This is a genomic window from Flavobacterium sp. LM5, from assembly GCF_002017945.1.
Classification (GTDB): domain Bacteria; phylum Bacteroidota; class Bacteroidia; order Flavobacteriales; family Flavobacteriaceae; genus Flavobacterium; species Flavobacterium succinicans.
The window spans coordinates 1,649,922-1,668,488 of sequence record NZ_MUFX01000001.1 but is presented as its reverse complement, the minus strand read 5'-3'; the positions used below and the strand labels follow the sequence as shown (position 1 = coordinate 1,668,488).

Below are 18,567 nucleotides of genomic sequence, written 5' to 3'. Positions count from 1 at the left end.
TAGTATAGTTGATTCTTTGGCACAAACAAGGAATTAGAGAAACAAAATAAAAACAAAATGAAAGTATTAGCCAATGACGGAATTTCAAAAAGTGGAATTCTAGCTTTAGAAAAAGGTGGTTTTGAAGTAATCACTACAAAAGTGGCGCAAGAACAAGTGGCCAATTTTATTAATGAAAACAACGTAAGCGTTATTTTGGTAAGAAGTGCTACCAAGGTGCGCAAAGACATTATCGATGCTTGTCCTGGTATCAAAATTATTGGTCGTGGCGGTGTTGGTATGGACAACATTGATGTGGACTATGCAAAAAGTAAAGGAATTCACGTAATCAACACTCCTGCTTCTTCCTCAGAATCGGTAGCGGAATTGGTTTTTGGACATTTGTTTACAGGAGTTCGTTTTTTACACGACTCGAACAGAAATATGCCTCTTGAAGGCGATACCAATTTTGAAGGTTTGAAAAAAGCCTACGCTAATGGTACTGAACTAAGAGGAAAAACTTTAGGAATTGTAGGTATTGGCCGTATTGGTCAAGCTACTGCAAAAATGGCTTTGGGATTAGGTATGAAAGTTATTGCTGCTGACAGCTTTATTCCTCAAGTAGATGTGAAAGTAGAATTTTTTGATGGGCAATCTATCACTACTACTATTATTTCTCAATCTTTGGAATCGTTGTTTCAAGAAGCAGACTTTATTACTTTGCACGTACCAGCACAAAACGGGTATATCATTGGCGAAGAACAATTGGCTACTATGAAAGACGGCGTAGGAATTGTAAACTGTGCTCGTGGTGGTGTAATTGACGAAGTTGCTTTAGTAAAAGCTTTAGACAGTGGAAAAGTTGCTTTTGCAGGTTTAGATGTTTTTGAAAGCGAGCCAAAACCAGAAATGGCGATTTTGATGCATTCAAAAATTTCGTTGACGCCTCATATTGGTGCAGCTACTGGCGAAGCTCAAGACAGAATTGGAACAGAATTAGCCTCACAAATTATTGCATTGTTAGGATAATCTTAAACCTTCAACATACCAAAAGGGTAATTTATTAACAGTAGTTATAAATTACCCTTTTTTATTTAAATTTGAGAATACTTTAAATCTAAAATCCTATGTTTGAACAATTAACACAATTAATACAGCAATTTGGAGAGGATGCTGTTGTAAAAAACAGCGCTATCCCAAATGAACATAACGAGGCAGTTATGCAAGAAGCAGGTAGCTCCATTTTTGCTAGTTTACAAAAAATGGCTTCTGAGGGAGGAGTTGAGCAATTGGCAGGTTTGTTGCAAGGCAATACTGCTCAGGATAGTTCGAATCCTGCAATACAACAAATCACGCAACAACTTACTGGTAGTTTGACTGAAAAATTCGGAATAAGCGGAGAAGCTGCATCTGGTGTTGCTGGAGATATGATTCCGAAAATACTAGGAGGATTGATGGGCAAAGCCAATGACCCAAACGATAGTTTTCAAATTTCGGATATTATTGGCGCAATTGCTGGTAATAGTGCACAAGCTGGCGGTATTATGGATACTATTTCTAAGTACGGAACACAATTTGGTTTAGACCAAAATGCAGATGGTAAAGTAGATATTAGTGACGCCATGGATTTAGCAAAAGGCAGTGGCGGAATTGGAGGAATACTCGGTAAATTATTTGGTAAATAAAAGCTAAAAACATATAGAAAAGCGTCATTTCCTTAAAAGAGATGGCGTTTTTTTATGATAGAATTTACATTTTTCGGGCTCAGATTTTGTAAATTTCACTTTCAATAGTTAAGCCATGAAAAAGATAGCTTTTATAATCGTGCTTATTGCAATACTTGGCGCTTGTTCGACTCCAAAAAACAATCTTGCCTCTCTTCCTGCCACCGCTGCCGTTAAAGGAGACACGGTAAGAATTGCTAATGATTCACTTGAATACGAGGTTATCATTATTGACCCTGGCTTTAGCACTTGGTTGAATTCTATTGCACTTCCAAGAGGCTATTATTCGCAGTTTTATTTAGAAAATAAGAACCGATTTTATATTACAGAATGGAACAATAGAGCGCAACAACCGTTACGATTTGACCCAAATTTATATGAAATGACAATAAATTATGACCCACAGATAAATTATGGATACGAAGTGAATTATTTAATCTACAATTATATGATTTATTTCCAAAATCGATACCAGCAAAGGCTATTTGGCAATGTCCCAATACGATAATCTTAGTATATTTGTACAATTGACACTTTAGAATGAAAAAATTAAAAGAACGTTGGGGAATAGAAAGTAACTTTCAATTAACATTAATTTTTATTGTTTTTGCAATCACTGGTTCAGCATCCGCATGGTTATCTAAACCTTTTTGTTATTGGCTAGGTATTACCAAATCTGATTTAGGACTTTGGTTCACTCCTGTCCGACTCCTACTTATTTTTCCTATTTATCAAGTACTTTTAGTTTGCATAGGATTTTTGTTTGGTCAATTTCGATTTTTTTGGGCTTTCGAAAAAAAAATGCTCCGAAGTATGGGACTCGGTTTTCTTTTCAAAACATAAAAAAAAGCTTCCTTTCTGAAGCTTTTTTTGTTGCTATTAATTAAGAATTTTTCTGTTTCTTGATGAGATAAGTGTATATCCAAGTCAAAGTAAACGTGGGAATAACATCCGAGAAAGGAAAAGCTTCTTCTACAAATGTAATCGCTCCTACTACTTTGCCTACACTTCCTTTGTACATCCAGGTCATCAGAAAACCCGCTAAAGGTGCCCAAATAACATCTGAGAATTCACCAATCAATGGAATGGAAAAAGAGAGCATCCCAATGGCATCAAACAAGATACTTAAAAATAAATGTCTTTTTTTTAGAGAAGCTTCAGCGCTAATTTCTGCTTGGTTTGTCATTTTTTAATTTTTGAAAAAGTCCAAACAAAAATAGTGCCTTTTATTCTTGCTTAATCATATTGAAGAAATCATTTCTATTTTCTTTTTCGTTAAAAATCCCACCATATTGAATGGTAGAAGTAAAACTAGTTTCATCTTTGATTCCACGGCTAGAAACGCACAAATGCTTGGCTTCCATAACAATGATAACGTTATCCGTCTCCAAAACAGTTTTTAATTCGTTAAAAATTTGCATAATCAAGCGCTCTTGAACTTGGGGACGACGAGAATAGTAATCCACAATTCGGTTCAATTTTGACAAACCAATCACTTTTCCGCTAGAGACATAACCAATGTGCGCTTTACCCACAATTGGCAAGAAATGATGTTCGCAAGTAGAGTTGAAATTAATGTTGGCTTCAACCAACATTTTGTCATAATGATAGGTATTCTCGAAAACCGAAATTTTGGGTTTGTTTTTAGGGTCTAAACCACTAAAAATTTCTTGAATGTACATTTTAGCTACACGAAACGGGGTACCGCTCAGGCTATCATCTGTCATATCCAATCCCATTTCTTCCATAATGGCATAAAAATGATGTTCAATTCGTTCCATTTTTTGAGCATCCGATTTTACAAAAGCGTCAGCTCTAAGAGGCGTATCTGCACTAGTGGCTTGGTGATTATCACCTAAAATTTCAATTAATTCTCTGTCTAATACTGTGTTCATATTTTAGGTGTTATTTATTTTAATACTCTAGTAAACGATTCAGAAAGTTTATTCATTTTGGGAGTAATGACGTAATGACAATACGATTGTTCCTTATTGAGTTGATAATAGTTTTGATGGTACGGTTCTGCAGGATAAAACTTTGAAACTGGAGAAAATTGGGTAACAATAGGAGAATCAAAAACTTTAGCTTCTTCTAATTGCTGGATATAGGCCTCAGTAAGTAACTTTTGATTGTCCGAATGATAAAAAACTTCACTACGATATTGTGTTCCTACATCGGCGCCTTGTCTATTGAGTGTTGTTGGATTGTGTGTAGCAAAAAATACTTCTAAAAGAGTTTCAAAAGCAATTAAGTCCTCATCATATGTAATTTGAATAGCTTCTGCGTGTCCTGTTGTGCCTGTACATATTTGTTGGTAGGTTGGATTTTCAACAGTACCTCCAATATAACCCGATACTACTGATTCTACTCCTTTGAGCTGTAAAAAAACAGCCTCGGTACACCAAAAACAGCCTCCAGCAAATGTTGCAATCGATTTATTCATTAAAAATTGAATTATAATTTTGTTTAACAAAAATAGTAATTAATTAAACAAAAAAGATGATTTAACTAAATATTAATAAATGTTACCATAAAGAAATTTTATAATAGTTGAGTGGCATACAAAATCTTTGTTTCTTTGTAAAAATAGATTGGAATGATACTTGCAAAAAACATACATAAATTTTACGACCAACTTGAGGTTTTAAAGGGAGTTGATTTACATATCACTAAAGGAGAAATTGTATCTATAGTGGGTGCCTCTGGTGCTGGAAAAACCACTTTACTTCAAATACTTGGCACTTTGGACAGACCGACTTCGAATGAAAATTCAAGTTTGTTGATTAATGGAGAAGATGTCTTAAAAATGAACGACAAAGCTTTGTCACGTTTTAGAAATTTAAACCTTGGGTTTATTTTTCAATTTCATCAGTTATTACCTGAATTTACCGCATTAGAAAATGTATGTATTCCTGCTTTTATAGCTGGAAAAAACAAATTAGAAACAGAAATTGAAGCAAAGAAATTATTGGATTATTTAGGGCTTTCGCATAGACATCATCATAAACCTAACGAATTATCAGGTGGTGAACAACAACGAGTGGCGGTAGCTAGAGCATTAATCAATAAACCCGACATCCTATTTGCAGATGAACCTTCAGGGAATTTGGACACTACATCAGCAGAAAATTTGCATCAACTCTTCTTTAAGCTTAGAGACGAGTTGGGACAAACCTTTGTTATTGTTACACACAATGAGGAGTTAGCCAATATGGCCGATAGAAAATTAGTGATGGTTGATGGGCAAATTAGTGCTTAGCGATTAGAACCCAAAAAAGCATTTATTTAAAAATATGACTGAGGCTGAACTTAAAGACTTTCTTAACGAAAAAGTACTACAATACAACACGCTTGACTTTATAGAAAGTGATCCGGTTCAAATTCCGCATTTATTTACTCAAAAAGAAGATATCGAGATTGCAGGTTTCTTGAGTGCTACTATTGCTTGGGGCAACCGCAAAATGATTATCAAAAACAGCATCAAAATGATGGATGTGATGGGTAATTCTCCCTATGATTTTGTTTTATCGCATTCAGAACATCATTTAGAAAAACTCAATACATTTGTTCACCGTACTTTTAATGGACAGGATTTTCAATCTTTTATCAAAGGATTGAAACACGTTTATAACAATCATGGTGGTTTAGAATCTGTCTTTGCAAAACATCAAGAGGCAACAAGTGTCCAAAAAAGCATACATGAATTTAAAAAAGTTTTTTTTGAAGCCAATCAACCTCAAAGAAGCCAAAAACACATATCCGACCCGCTGAATAACTCAGCAGCGAAGAGAATTAACATGTATTTGAGGTGGATGTGCCGACAAGATAACAAAGCTGTAGACTTAGGTATTTGGAAAAGCATTTCCACTTCCAAACTTTCGTGTCCGCTTGATGTTCATTCTGGAAATGTAGCAAGAAAACTAGGCCTTTTAACCAGAAAACAAAATGACGCTAAAGCACTTTATGAACTCGACACTCAACTCCGACTTTTAGATCCAAAAGACCCCGTTAAGTATGATTTTGCCTTATTTGGACTAGGCGTTTTCGAGGACTTCTAAACACATAAACCTGTAAAAAACAAAAAGTTACCAATATTTTTACTACATTTGAGTAACAAATCTTTTTTATGGGTGCTTTTTTATTTTATATAAAAAATTTCGCTATTCCCATCTTGGTTATTGTAATTCTATTTGTTAGTATTCTTTTACTAACAAAAAGATTTTATAATCAATGGCTGTATCGCCTTAAAAAAAAGTATAGAGTGATCATTCAACAATTCTTAATAGAAATTGTCATACATGATTATGACAAACAAGAGCTTAAAGCTAAACTTAAAGACTTTCGAAAAGCAATTCCATTTAAAAGAAATTGGTGCAAAATTATCGTTATCAATGAGATGATCCGATTAAAAAAGAATATCAAAGGGGACAAAACAACTATTATTTCGCTTTTGTATAAAAGCTTAAACCTCAATAAATATTCTTCAAAACTGATCCATGATTTTAGACCTTATAAAAAATGTATTGGTTTTTATCATTTTCAGATGATGAAATATACCAAAGGAAAACATCAAATCTTACCTTTCTTAAATAGTGAAAATGATTTAATTCAATCCAATGCCACTATTAGCTACATAGCACTTATTGATTTAAATCAAGAACAATTATCCCATGTTCCTGATAAAATTTCAAAACTCAATCAAATCAAAATAATGGATATTTTCTTTGAAATCAAAAAAGACTATCCCAAAAACCTTGATTTTTTTTTAGAAGCTGATAAAAGCTCCTTAATTGAATTAGGATTAAAAATAGTCACCTATTTTAATAACAGAAACGCTTCAAAAAGAATCATTCAACTTTTGAATTACCCAGTAGAATCTACGAGAATAGAGGCATTAATTGCAGCTAGCAAACTCTACCTTCAAGAAGCTGAAGAACCCATTCTAAATAAAATAAATATCTATTCAAAAAAAGCTCAAATAAAATGCTATTGGTGTTTGGCAGAAATAGGTTCTCATAGCACTACAACGTATATAAAATCTAGCTTTAAACACATTAATGATCCAGAGATACAATTAGCTGCAATGTATTGCATACTAAAAATTGATCCAATTTTAGCCCAAAACATGGCTTCTTGTAATAATGAGTATTCCAAAATGTTACAACACGTGAAATCGCTATGGATGTAATTAAAAACATAGTTGACGTTTTTTTATCTCTGTATGAAATTTTCATAGTAATTTTCTCTTTTTCCTACATTTTTTTCTATTTATGTTTAGCAATATTATCTTACATCGCAATCCTAAAACACATTAACAACAAAAAATTTTTAGAAGATGATGTTATTGCGCGTTCTAATTATATGCCAGGTATTTCTGTTATTGCCCCGGCCTATAATGAAGGAATTAATATTGTTTATAATGTAAAATCTTTATTGTCATTAACCTATCCTAACTATGAAATTATTATCATAAACGACGGGAGTACTGACGATACACTTGAAAAACTCATCAACGAATTTGAATTAGAAAAAATTGATTTTTATTATCAAGAAAAAATAAAAACGCAACCTGTAAAAGGCCATTACAAGTCTAAAAATCCAGTCTACTCAAAACTCCTGATTGTAGATAAAGAAAATGGCAAAAGCAAAGCAGATGCCTCAAATGCTGGCATAAACTCGTCACAACATCCCTTGTTTTTGTGTACTGATGTTGATTGCATATTGAAAAGAGATACCCTACTCAAATTATCAAAACCTTTTATAGAAAACGAAAAAAGAGTTATTGCTACTGGAGCTGGTATCCGTATCTCTAATTCTTGTGAAATAAAAGATGGATTGCTAGTGAAAGTTCATTTTCCTAAAAAATGGTATCCACGATTTCAAGAATTGGAATATGTGCGTTCTTTCATCTTTGGGAGAATGGCTTGGAGCCAAATCAATGGATTATTACTCGTTTCAGGTGGATTGGGAATGTTTGATAAAGAAATTGTAATTGCCGCAGGAGGATATTGGCACAAATCTCTTGGAGAAGATATGGAATTGATTACTCGCATGAGAAAATATATGCATCATAAAAACGAACCTTTTTTAATACGATATATACCAGAATCTTTATGTTGGACAGAGGTTCCTGAGACTAAAACTATTTTTATTAGACAAAGGGTGAGATGGGCCAGAGGCTTAGTCCAGACCCTTTATTTGCATAGAAAAATGTTTTACAATAAAAAATATGGTCGAACAGCATTTGTCACCTTACCTTTCTTTTTTGCTTTTGAGTTTTTAGTTCCTATTATTGAATTTTTAGGAATAATAGTTCTGATATTAAGTTATGCTTGGGGACTTATAAATTTTGATTTTCTAGTCATCATGACCGCCTTTGTATATTTAGTTTATTTATGCATCACCTTGATGTGTATCTTAATTGACGAAACATTATACAGAAGTTATGCCAATTACAAAGAACTTCTTATTTTAATTGGAATGGCAATCATTGAACCTATTGTATACCATCCTTTAACCATTTTTACTTCATTAAAAGGATATTGGGATTTTTTTAATCAAAAAGAACAAAAATGGGGAGTTATGGTTCGAAAGGGATACGAACAACCTAGACAAACCTAAAAACATGAGATATTACTATTGTTATTTCCGATTCATTTACACAATGATACTCTTTTTGGGGACAATGTCGGTTTGTGCTCAAAAATTAAATACAGATAGTTTGCTGGTTGTGATTATTTCAGACATGAAAACATCCAATAATTATCAAAAAAAAATAGAAAAATGCCTATTAGGAAAAAAAATAGCACCAGACTATTTAGATTTTCAATTGCTCCTTGGTAGAAACTATGAATTCACAAAACAAACCGATAGCGCACGATATTATTATCAAAAAGTAATGGATAAAAACCCAAAATACGAAGATGCCTTTTTATATTCCATTAACTTAGACATTCAAGAAAAAAAATATAATCAAGCACTAGAAACCACCGAAAAAACCATTATTTTACATTCAAAATCAATTCTATTTTATCAAAAAAAATCCGAAATCTATGGTTTACTTCAAGACCGAGAACAACAAATAAAAAGCCTAAAAGAAACACTCGAAATTTTTCCCTACGATCCTCAAGCCCGCTCTGCATTAGAACAACTACATCAAGAGAATAAGAACAACAGAATGGGAATTAACTATAATTACACTACTATAAGCCGACAAGAAATTGGCCCTTGGCATTTGATCAATCTAGAATATGTTAATGATCAAAAATGGGGTTCTATAATAGGTAGAATTAGCTATGCTGAACGGCATGCCATCAATAATTTTGTTATTAAAGGCATGCAATATGAACTAGAATCCTATTATAAAACAAGTAAAAGAAGCTATACTTATTGGGATGCTACTTACAGTAACGACCTTGTCTTTCCGAAATACAAACTTGGAGGCTCTTTCTATTTAAATTTCAAAAAAGGATGGGAAACCGATTTAGGACTTCGTTTCATCAAAACGCAAAACCTTGATGTCTTAACAATGGTAACTGGAGTTACTAAAACTATTGGGCCTTATTGGCTGTCTTTTAAAGCTTATCTTAACAACAATAAAAAAAGATATAATCCTGTGTTTGCTTTAAACAATCGATACTATTTTGATTCTAAATACGATTATGCCACACTAAATTTAGGTTTTGGAACGTCTCCTGATGAGAGAACCACCATTGCCCAATTACAAAATCGACTCAATTTAAACTCCTACAGAATGGGTATTGGCTATTATAGACTTTTATTTGAAAAATTCATTACCGGTATTCAATTCAACTATAATTATCAAGAATACATTCCTAACGAATATCAGAATGAATACGAACTATCGCTATTATTACATTATAAATTGTAGCTATGAACTTAAAAACAAAACTTTTACTGTTATTTATCAATGGAATTATTTCCTTAACTACTAGTATGGCGCAATCTAATACCATCCAAATTTCGAATCAGCAAAAAAAAGTAGCCATCACCTACTCTTGCGCTGAATCCAAAATCGCTGCTGAAATACTCTATTCGTTTGTAGAAAAATCATTTCCCAACACTTTTGAAATAAGCAACACTAAAACGTCTAATAACGATACTACAATTATTCTTGAGATAGAAAAAAAGAATAAAGAATTAAAAGATCAAGAGTTCATACTAAAAAGTAACACTCTAAGTATTTCTTTACTTGCTACCAATTTAAAATCGTTAAAATATGCAGTATATACATTGTTAGAAAAATGGGAATTTAGAAAATTCAGCAGTACTGTAACGTATGTACCCAAACCAATATCGTTTACTTTTCCTCAAAACTTTTACCAAAAGTACTCGCCATCGTTTACCTACAGATACCTGCTTTATCCTGATTGCTATGATGAATCCTTTAGAGAATGGCACAAACTTGATTGGCACCAAGACGACTTTGGCCTTTGGGGACACACCTTTGATCGCCTAGTCCCTCCCAAAGACTTTTTCAAAAAAAATCCTAAGCTATTTGCACTTTACAATGGGAAAAGAAGAGCTGAATCCCTATGCATGACCAATGATACTGTCGTAAAACTAGTCTCCGACTATTTAAAAAAGGAAATAGACCAAAAGCCAAATGCCAAATTTTTTTCTATTAGCCAAAACGATGATGTGATACATTGTGAATGTCAAAAATGTAAAGATTTAAATTCAAAACACGGAGGTCCTCAGGGCGCTCTCTATCATTTTTTGAATGTAATCGCAAAAAAGTATCCAAAAATACAAATAAGTACTTTGGCCTATTTACACACTTTCAATCCTCCCACTAATCTAACTATAGCTCCTAATATTACCACTATATTCTGCCCAATAGAAATGGATCGTGGTCTTCCTATATCTCTAGAAAACAGAAATAAATCTATTGCCAATACGCTGAATCGATGGGGAAAAACCAACAAAAATGTATTGGTTTGGGATTATACCGTTCAATTTTCAAATTATTTGTCTCCTTTTCCAAATCTTTCGTATTGTAAAGAAAACTACACAAAATTCAAAAAAAGTAATGTAAAGGGAGTATTTGTTCAAGGCTACGCAGATGTACCAGGAGACCTTTCTGAACTAAGACAATATCTTCTAGCAAAACTACTTTGGGATACCAATATCGATGTTCAAGCCACAACCGCCGATTTTCTGAGAGGATATTATGGAAAAGCAGCTAATTCTATCCAAGAGTATTTAAATTTACTTTCGTCAAATCAAAAAAAATCAAAAGCCTATCTGGATATTTATTCTGGTCCTATACAAAACAGAAATACGTATCTCACACCAGAAGCAATGGATCAATATGATCAAATTTTGGAAGAGGCTTTAAATGCTGTCACAAATGATGACCTTATCAAGTCTAGAATAGAAAAATTAAGACTCTCCCTAGAATACGTTTATTTCGAACAGTCTAAATTTTATGGTACCGATGCGCATGGCCTTTTCGTAAGTGATGAAAATGGTAAAAAAATGGTTAGAAATGGACTTACCGAGAGAGTGCTTCAATTTAGCCAACAATGCAATAAAATGGGCATCTATGAATTAAGTGAAGGAGGAATTTCGCCAAATAAATATTATGAAGATTGGTTGGTGATTAGTAAAAATACCACCCAACATTTGGGAGAAAAAATGAAAATCAATATACTAACATCTCCAGCCCCTGAATATGCAGGCAAAGGAGCACAAGAATTAATGGATGGCATAAAAGGGTATCATGATTTTAACATCAATTGGATGGGTTGGTATGGCACAAACCCAGAAATAGAAATCAATCCCAATGCGATAGCGTTCAATACCATAAAAGTAACGTTCCTAGAAGATCAAAGACATTGGATTTTTCCGCCCAAAGCTTTGACGATTTTGGGGCTAAAAAACAAGCATTGGGAGACAATCACCACTAAAAAAGGAGAACCTATAATTGAAAATTATGATATTACACCTAAAACATGGGAAATAACAAATCCTAATTTTAGAAAATATAAAAAAATTAAATTAGTCATTCAAAATCAAGAAACAGTGCCTAGTTGGCGTTTTCGTAAAAACAAAAAACCAATGATAATGTTGGATGAAATCGAAGTTTTTTTGAATTAAAACCCCATTTGATATGAATACAATTCCAAACCTATTGATTATTGAAAATGATACCATGACTTCGGATATTTTGTCAATTATTCTAGAAAGAGAAAAGTTTAATTTAACCATCGCCAAAGATGGGAACGAAGCCATTTCACTGGTACAAAAAAAACCATTCGACTTGATATTAATAGCAATACTCATTCCGCCACGATCAGGATTAGAAGTTATCAATTACCTAAGTAAAAACTATCCCAACATTCCGATCGTAGCCCTTTCCAACTTGGCAGACGAAGAAAAAACAGTTGAAGAAGCCTTTCAATTAGGTGTTTCAGATTTTATTGCCAAACCATTCAATCCCAACGAACTTTTACTACGAATAAAGCGTTTATTGAAAAAATAATCAAAAATCATCTCACAAAAAGTAGGAGTCTGCATGATTACATCTGATCTAATTATGTTATTCTGATCCTATTCATTTACATAAACCACTGAATAACAACACAAAACAAGACCAAAAAAAAGTGTACCTTTGCACAAAAATTAATGCAAATGAGTACTTTCGAGCAATTTAACCTTCCTAAATCTTTACAAAAAGCAATTGATGAAATAGGATTCACTTCTCCTACTCCCATTCAGGAAAAAACCTTTTCGGTAATTATGTCAGGAAGAGATATGATGGGAATTGCACAAACCGGAACAGGTAAGACCTTTGCTTACTTAGTACCGCTTTTAAAGCTATATAAATTTACCAACACCAATACTCCTAAAATCGTAATCTTAGTTCCTACTCGAGAATTAGTAGTGCAAGTTGTTGAAGAAGTTGAAAAATTAACCCAATACATGTCGGTTAAAACCCTAGGAATCTTCGGCGGGGTAAACATCAATACTCAAAAAAAAGCCATCTATGAAGGTGTTGACATCTTGGTGGGAACACCAGGTAGAATGATGGATTTGGCTTTAGATGCCGTAGTCCGTTTTGACGAAACACAAAAATTAGTGATTGACGAGTTTGACGAAATGCTCAACTTAGGTTTTAGAACACAATTAACCGCCTTATTGGCGATGATGAAAACTAAAAGACAGAACATTTTGTTTTCGGCCACCATGACCGATGAAGTGGATGCCGTATTGAATGATTATTTTGATTTCCCAGAAGAAGTAACGCTTGCAGCTTCAGGAACACCATTGGAAAACATTTCCCAAATAAGTTACAATCTTCCTAACTTCAACACCAAAATCAATCTTTTACAGCATTTACTAGAAAATAATGAGGACATGAGCCGCATTTTAGTATTTGTAAACAACAAAAAGATTTCGGACATGCTTTTTACCCGTATGGACGAAATATTTGAAGGGCAATTTGGTGTGATCCACTCCAACAAATCCCAAAATTACCGTTTGAGCACCATGGCCGAATTTCAGCAAGGAAACTTACGCGGGCTAATTACTACCGATATTATGGCTAGAGGTTTGGACATTTCAAACATTACTCATGTTATCAATTTTGAAATGCCGGAAATGCCAGAATTGTACATGCACCGTATTGGTAGAACCGGTAGAGCCGACGCTACAGGAACAGCCATCAGTTTTGTAACTCCACGTGAAGAAGAATCAAAGATAGAAGTCGAAGTCTTGATGAACATGGAATTACCCATCGCTGATTTTCCAGAAGAAGTCGAAATCTCCACCAAACTCATCGAACCCGAAAAAGATCGTCAACCTATTAAATTCCTAATGAAAAAGGTGAAATTAGAGGGTGATGGCGCTTTTCACGAAAAAAGCAAAAAGAATAAAAAAGTTAATTTGGGAGGACCTGGGGTTACCAAGAAAAAAACACATGGCTCCGTAAACCGAAACATGCTTAAAACCAGAAATAAAAAACGCAAAGACTCCAATAAATAAGAGCAAAAAATAAAAAGTAAGCTACGAATTCACAAATTAATAAAATGGGTGAATTCGTGGCTTTAACTTGATATTTTGTTTTCAACAGATTACAATCGCTTTTCAAAAAGCAAATGAACCGGTTCGCACACCGAAATCCTCTTCTCTGAATCCGTTAAACTTCCCGTTTCTTTATCGCGTTTAAAAATCACTACTTCGTTACTAAACTGATTGGCCACCAACAATAAATTACCCGTTGGATCAATCACAAAGCTTCTTGGCCCTTTACCTAAAGTGCTTACTGTTTCCTTAAACTCTAATTTTCCGTTTTTCAACACCTTAAAAATAGAAATCGTATTGGCTTCCCCTCTATTAGTTGCGTACAAAAACTTACCATCTGGCGATAATAAGATAGCAGCTGCACGAAAATCACCAGTATAATCTCTTGGCATTACCGAGGTATCATCTAGCAAAATCAATTCCCCTTTCAAAAAACTATACGTCAACAAACCACCATCTAGTTCGTTCAAAACATACACAAATTTCCCATCTTCACTAAACGTTAAATGTCGCGGCCCAGCACCTGGTTTCATGCTCACACTTCCCTTAAAGGTCAAAATATCTTTACTCGCATCGGCATTATAATTGTACACATAAATTTTATCCGCCCCCAAATCAACAGCCAAAACATACTTATGATCTTCAGAAAAAGCCACCATATGCAAGTGTGACGCTTCTTGACGCTCTTTATTCGGACCACTACCAGAAAGTTGTACCACTTGCTTAGCATCTGTCAAACTACCATCCACATTCTTAAAAAACACCGTAATACTGCCACCTGAATAATTGGCTGTAATCACATTTTTATCATCTGTAATCAAGTAACAAGGATCCGCTCCTTTAGTAGCCTGCTTATTCAGCATAATAATTTTTCCCGCTTTGCCATCGTAATTAAATGAAGTCACAGTACTAGAATTACCTGATTCATTAACCGCATACAAATGCTTATTATCTGACGAAAGAGCCAAGAAACTCGGATTTTGAATATTAACAGTCGAACCATGCAATAACGAGTTTCCAGAATTTACTTCTAACTTGTAATTAAAAACACCTTTATTCTCGCATTTATTGGTGTAGGTTCCTACCAATAAATGATACAAATTTTGTTGCGCTTGTACAGCCGTAAAAAAGAATAAAAAAGAAAATGATAACGCTTTAATTTTCATAACAATTGATTTTTGGAATTGAGGCTTTTGACCATCATCTAATCGATTAGTAACTAAACAATCTCGATCCTGTATTTCCGATAGTAACGGTCAAATTTTGCTGCGAAAGTACAGCAATTTTTAAGAATTTGAAACAAAATATTTCCTACTCAAAAACACCTACAATTTCCATCAGCATTGGGCACAAATTTGTATTTTTGAAAGGTCGTTCACTGAGCCACTCTTTTTTTTAGGAGCATGAACAATAGGCCTTTTAACACACATCGTCCCGCTCTACGTTGTATCTTTTTTTATAGTTAACCGGTTTGCACCTATTAACTATCAAAAAAAGGATGCCACTTCGATCGGGGCTAAATCATAACAATGGGCTTTATCAAAAAGCATCAAAACCAATACGCTTAATCCAATATTCAAGTAAAACCAACATAGAATGCATTTCAAACACCCCGAAATTCTATATTTTTTATTCCTTCTCTTAGTACCTATTTTGGTGCATTTGTTCCAGTTGCGAAAATTTAAAACAGAATATTTTACCAATGTCCGTTTTCTAAAAAAACTAACCATCGAATCCCGAAAAAGTTCTAAAATCAAAAAAAGGCTTTTATTGGCCACGCGCTTATTACTTCTCACCGGATTAATCTTGGCCTTTGCACAACCCTTTTTTGCCGCCAAAGACAGCAGCAATACCAACAACGAGTTGTACATCATTTTAGACAACTCCTTCAGTATGCAAGCCAAAGGCAATCGTGGCGAACTCCTCAAAAGAGCCGTTCAAGAACTGCTAGAAGATACTCCTGAAAACACTACCTTTTCGCTTTTAACCAACGACCAAACGTTTTGGAACACGGACATCAAATCCATACAAAGTGAATTACAACAAATAAGCTACTCCGCAAAACCCTTTGACATCAACGAGCAACTAACCCAAGTCAACGCTCGTAAATCAGCCGTTAATAAAGACGTCATCATCCTCTCAGATGCTGTTGGCAAGCCCCAAAAAACAGCTCAAAAAAAATCGGATCACCCCATACCCTATTTTATTATATCCGAAGCTGAACAAAAAAACAATGTCGCGATTGATAGTGTTTACATTCATAAAACACTCGATAATTTTTATGAAATAACTGTAGCTTTACAGGCCTTCGGATCCGACTTTAGCCCCATTCCCCTAGCATTATACAATCAAAACAAATTGATAGCCAAAACTATCGTCAACTTTGAAAGCCCTAAGAAAAAGGTAAATTTCACCATTCCCAAACAAGAGTTTCATGGTTATGCTACCATCAAGGACAAAGGCTTAACCTACGATAATGAATATTTTTTTAGCATCAGCAAAAACAAAAAAATTTCCGTTTTAAGTATAGGAGACACCCAAAAAAATAACTTTCTCTCTCGTATTTTCACCCCAGAAGAATTCAATTTCACGCCTACTGAATTGCGCAGTTTGAATTACAACCTGATCGAAAACCAATCAACAATTATTCTCAACGAAGTAGCCGACATTCCACAAGCCTTACAAACAACACTGCATTCTTTTGTGGCCAAAGGTGGGAATTTGGTGTTAATCCCCTCTGAAACTTCCGTACTTGAAACCACCAATTCGTTCCTAAAAACCTTAGGAAGTGTACAATTGGCTGCGCTAAAAAATCAAGCCCAACAAATTACCAAAATCAATTTTGACCATCCTCTTTTTGGCGGTGTTTTCGAAAGTAAAACCTCTAATTTTCAATATCCAAAAACCGAAAACAGCTTTGTTTTGAATAGCTCATATCCTTCCATTCTTTCGTTCGAGGATCAAACCCAATTTGTAACAGCTATTCCTAAATCCGTTGGAGCCGTTTTTGTTTTCGCTGCACCTCTAAATACGGATAATAGTAATTTTCAGCAATCACCATTAATTGTTCCGGTTTTCTATAAAATGGCCGTAACCAACAACAACACCTTACTCAATGCAATAACGATTGGCAACAACATTCCGTTTTGGGCCACTACATCTTTGAGTAAAGAAGCCGTGCTGACCGTAAAAGGCACCACAGAACAGTTTATTCCCATACAACAAATGTTGGACAACAAAGTCAAAGTTACTTTTGCTGACCTACCACATACCTCTGGTAACTACAGCTTACAAAATCAAAATAAAACCATAGAAAACCTCTCCTTTAATTATGCCAGAACGGAGAGCGATTTGAACCAAATCAACACCCAATGGACGTCGGATTTTGAAACAATTGATAGTATCAAAAGCGTTTTCAACACGTTACAAACCAACAGAACAGACCATCAACTTTGGAAATGGTTTCTTATCTTTGCCCTAGCTTTTTTGCTAGCAGAAATGGCCATTATCCGATTTGTCAAATAAAAAAGTTTCAAAAAATAATCTTCTCAACCCATGAAAATTCTCCTTAGAGCAGCCACTATTCTCGATTCTAAAAGTCCCTTTCATAACCAAACCTTGGATGTTTATATCCAAGACGGCTGGATAAAAAAAATAGGTCCCGAACTTCAAAATGACGGCGCACAAGAAATCCAGTTACCAAACTTACAAATCTCTACAGGTTGGTTTGATAGTAGTGTATCCTTAGGCGAACCCGGTTTTGAAGACCGAGAAACCATCAGCAACGGTCTGACCGTAGCTGCCAAGAGCGGATTTACTGCCATTGCGTTGCAACCCAACTCGTTTCCGGTTATTGACAATCAATCACAGATTAATTTCGTACGCAACAAAGCTCAGCATTCTGTAACACAACTTTATCCAATTGGCGCCCTTACAGTAGGAAGCGAAGGAAAAGACATGGCAGAATTATACGATATGAAGAAAGCAGGAGCGATTGCCTTTGGTGATTATAATAAAAGTTTGGACAACGCTAATTTGATGAAAATCGCTTTGCAATACGTACAAGATTTTGATGGTCTAGTTATCGCTTTTGCACAAGATGAAAAAATCAAAGGAAACGGAGTCGCCAACGAAGGCTTAGCTTCTACCCGATTAGGTTTAAAAGGAATTCCAGCTTTGGCCGAAGAATTACATATTGCTAGAAACGTATTTCTATTAGAATATACTGGTGGAAAACTTCATATTCCTACCATCTCCACTCAAAAATCGGTAGCTTTAATTAAAGAAGCTAAAGCTAAAGGACTAGCCGTAAGCTGTAGTGTGAGTGTACATCATTTAGTATTAAACGAAGACTTACTCGATGGCTTTGATACCCGTTACAAAGTCAGTCCACCGCTTAGAAGCGAAGCAGACAGAAAAGCTCTAATAGAAGGTGTTCTCGACGGAACGATAGACATGATTACTTCCGATCACAATCCAATTGATATTGAACACAAGAAAATGGAATTTGATGGAGCCAAAAACGGAACCATTGGATTAGAAAGTGCGTTTGGATCTTTATCTACCGTTTTGCCAACAGCTGTAATTGTTGAAAAACTAACGGCTGGCAAAACCACTTTTGGAATTACAGTAACAACAATTGAAGAAGGGCAAATGGCCAATATAACCCTTTTCACTTCTGAAGGAGAAAGCGTTTTTGAGAAAGAAAACATCCTTTCCAAATCTAAAAATTCAGCCTTTTTAAGACAGCCGATGAAAGGAAAAGTGTATGGCTGTATTCACCAAAACCAAATTGTATTAAATTAAATTCAAAAAA

The 18,567-nt window shown here is 34.6% G+C and carries 18 protein-coding genes; 14 read left to right on the top strand and 4 right to left on the bottom strand.

All coding sequences use genetic code 11. The features are described from left to right. Nucleotides 1-57: 57 nt before the first annotated feature. The 4 genes from BXU11_RS07105 (at nt 58) to BXU11_RS07090 (ending at nt 2,546) form a co-directional block, all read left to right on the top strand. Nucleotides 58-1,008 (top strand): D-2-hydroxyacid dehydrogenase, encoded by a 951-nt coding sequence (locus tag BXU11_RS07105; RefSeq protein WP_078211570.1) that lies wholly within the window; start codon nt 58-60, stop codon nt 1,006-1,008. Between the two features lie 98 nt (nt 1,009-1,106). Then, nucleotides 1,107-1,664 carry a DUF937 domain-containing protein gene (locus BXU11_RS07100; RefSeq protein ID WP_078211568.1) on the top strand — a complete coding sequence of 186 codons (558 nt, stop codon included), beginning with the start codon at nt 1,107-1,109 and terminating at the stop codon, nt 1,662-1,664. A 115-nt stretch (nt 1,665-1,779) separates the two neighbouring features. Then, entirely contained in the window at nt 1,780-2,211 is a 432-nt protein-coding gene (locus tag BXU11_RS07095; RefSeq protein ID WP_024981052.1) for a DUF6146 family protein, read from the top strand. A 32-nt stretch (nt 2,212-2,243) separates the two neighbouring features. Further along, nucleotides 2,244-2,546, top strand: coding sequence for a DUF6787 family protein (locus BXU11_RS07090; RefSeq protein WP_024981053.1), 303 nt, complete (start codon nt 2,244-2,246; stop codon nt 2,544-2,546). 40 nt (nt 2,547-2,586) lie between these two features. On the opposite strand, the gene BXU11_RS07085 is transcribed toward BXU11_RS07090, so the two are convergent. The 3 genes from BXU11_RS07085 to msrA are packed head-to-tail and all read right to left on the bottom strand — an operon-like array spanning nt 2,587 to nt 4,146. Then, nucleotides 2,587-2,889: a hypothetical protein gene (locus BXU11_RS07085; RefSeq protein ID WP_051536631.1), complete on the bottom strand. Its 303-nt coding sequence runs from the start codon at nt 2,887-2,889 to the stop codon at nt 2,587-2,589. Between the two features lie 40 nt (nt 2,890-2,929). Next, on the bottom strand, nt 2,930-3,598 hold the full coding sequence (gene folE / locus BXU11_RS07080; RefSeq protein ID WP_078211566.1) for a GTP cyclohydrolase I FolE: 669 nt from the start codon (nt 3,596-3,598) through the stop codon (nt 2,930-2,932). Nucleotides 3,599-3,612: 14 nt separating this feature from the next. Continuing rightward, complete coding sequence (gene msrA, locus BXU11_RS07075; RefSeq protein WP_078211564.1) at nt 3,613-4,146, bottom strand: peptide-methionine (S)-S-oxide reductase MsrA; 534 nt, start codon at nt 4,144-4,146, stop codon at nt 3,613-3,615. 153 nt (nt 4,147-4,299) lie between these two features. Between msrA and BXU11_RS07070 the strand changes: the two genes are divergently transcribed. The 8 genes from BXU11_RS07070 (at nt 4,300) to BXU11_RS07035 (ending at nt 13,712) form a co-directional block, all read left to right on the top strand. Next, a complete protein-coding gene (locus BXU11_RS07070; protein ID WP_024981057.1) occupies nt 4,300-4,962 on the top strand; it encodes an ABC transporter ATP-binding protein in 663 nt (220 codons plus the stop codon). 34 nt (nt 4,963-4,996) lie between these two features. Beyond that, nucleotides 4,997-5,761 carry a TIGR02757 family protein gene (locus tag BXU11_RS07065; protein WP_078211562.1) on the top strand — a complete coding sequence of 255 codons (765 nt, stop codon included), beginning with the start codon at nt 4,997-4,999 and terminating at the stop codon, nt 5,759-5,761. Nucleotides 5,762-5,964: 203 nt separating this feature from the next. After that, nucleotides 5,965-6,891, top strand: coding sequence for a hypothetical protein (locus BXU11_RS07060; protein ID WP_139363454.1), 927 nt, complete (start codon nt 5,965-5,967; stop codon nt 6,889-6,891). Beyond that, a complete protein-coding gene (locus BXU11_RS07055; protein ID WP_078211558.1) occupies nt 6,882-8,324 on the top strand; it encodes a glycosyltransferase in 1,443 nt (480 codons plus the stop codon). The genes BXU11_RS07060 and BXU11_RS07055 overlap by 10 nt, the downstream gene beginning before the upstream one ends. A gap of 4 nt (nt 8,325-8,328) precedes the next feature. Beyond that, nucleotides 8,329-9,594, top strand: a complete 1,266-nt coding sequence (locus tag BXU11_RS07050; RefSeq protein WP_078211557.1) for a YaiO family outer membrane beta-barrel protein — start codon at nt 8,329-8,331, stop codon at nt 9,592-9,594. Between the two features lie 2 nt (nt 9,595-9,596). Then, nucleotides 9,597-11,825, top strand: a complete 2,229-nt coding sequence (locus BXU11_RS07045) for a DUF4838 domain-containing protein (RefSeq protein ID WP_223253687.1) — start codon at nt 9,597-9,599, stop codon at nt 11,823-11,825. Between the two features lie 13 nt (nt 11,826-11,838). Next, nucleotides 11,839-12,210 carry a PleD family two-component system response regulator gene (locus tag BXU11_RS07040; RefSeq protein ID WP_051536637.1) on the top strand — a complete coding sequence of 124 codons (372 nt, stop codon included), beginning with the start codon at nt 11,839-11,841 and terminating at the stop codon, nt 12,208-12,210. A 149-nt stretch (nt 12,211-12,359) separates the two neighbouring features. Beyond that, entirely contained in the window at nt 12,360-13,712 is a 1,353-nt protein-coding gene (locus BXU11_RS07035) for a DEAD/DEAH box helicase (RefSeq protein ID WP_078212140.1), read from the top strand. A gap of 89 nt (nt 13,713-13,801) precedes the next feature. Here the strand turns inward: BXU11_RS07035 and BXU11_RS07030 are convergent, their stop codons facing one another. Next, a complete protein-coding gene (locus BXU11_RS07030; protein WP_078211556.1) occupies nt 13,802-14,917 on the bottom strand; it encodes a lactonase family protein in 1,116 nt (371 codons plus the stop codon). Nucleotides 14,918-15,347: 430 nt separating this feature from the next. Between BXU11_RS07030 and BXU11_RS07025 the strand changes: the two genes are divergently transcribed. Both BXU11_RS07025 and BXU11_RS07020 read left to right on the top strand, forming a co-directional pair. After that, nucleotides 15,348-17,276, top strand: coding sequence for a BatA and WFA domain-containing protein (locus tag BXU11_RS07025; protein ID WP_078211554.1), 1,929 nt, complete (start codon nt 15,348-15,350; stop codon nt 17,274-17,276). A gap of 30 nt (nt 17,277-17,306) precedes the next feature. Beyond that, nucleotides 17,307-18,557 (top strand): dihydroorotase family protein, encoded by a 1,251-nt coding sequence (locus BXU11_RS07020; RefSeq protein WP_078211552.1) that lies wholly within the window; start codon nt 17,307-17,309, stop codon nt 18,555-18,557. Nucleotides 18,558-18,567 lie beyond the last annotated feature (10 nt).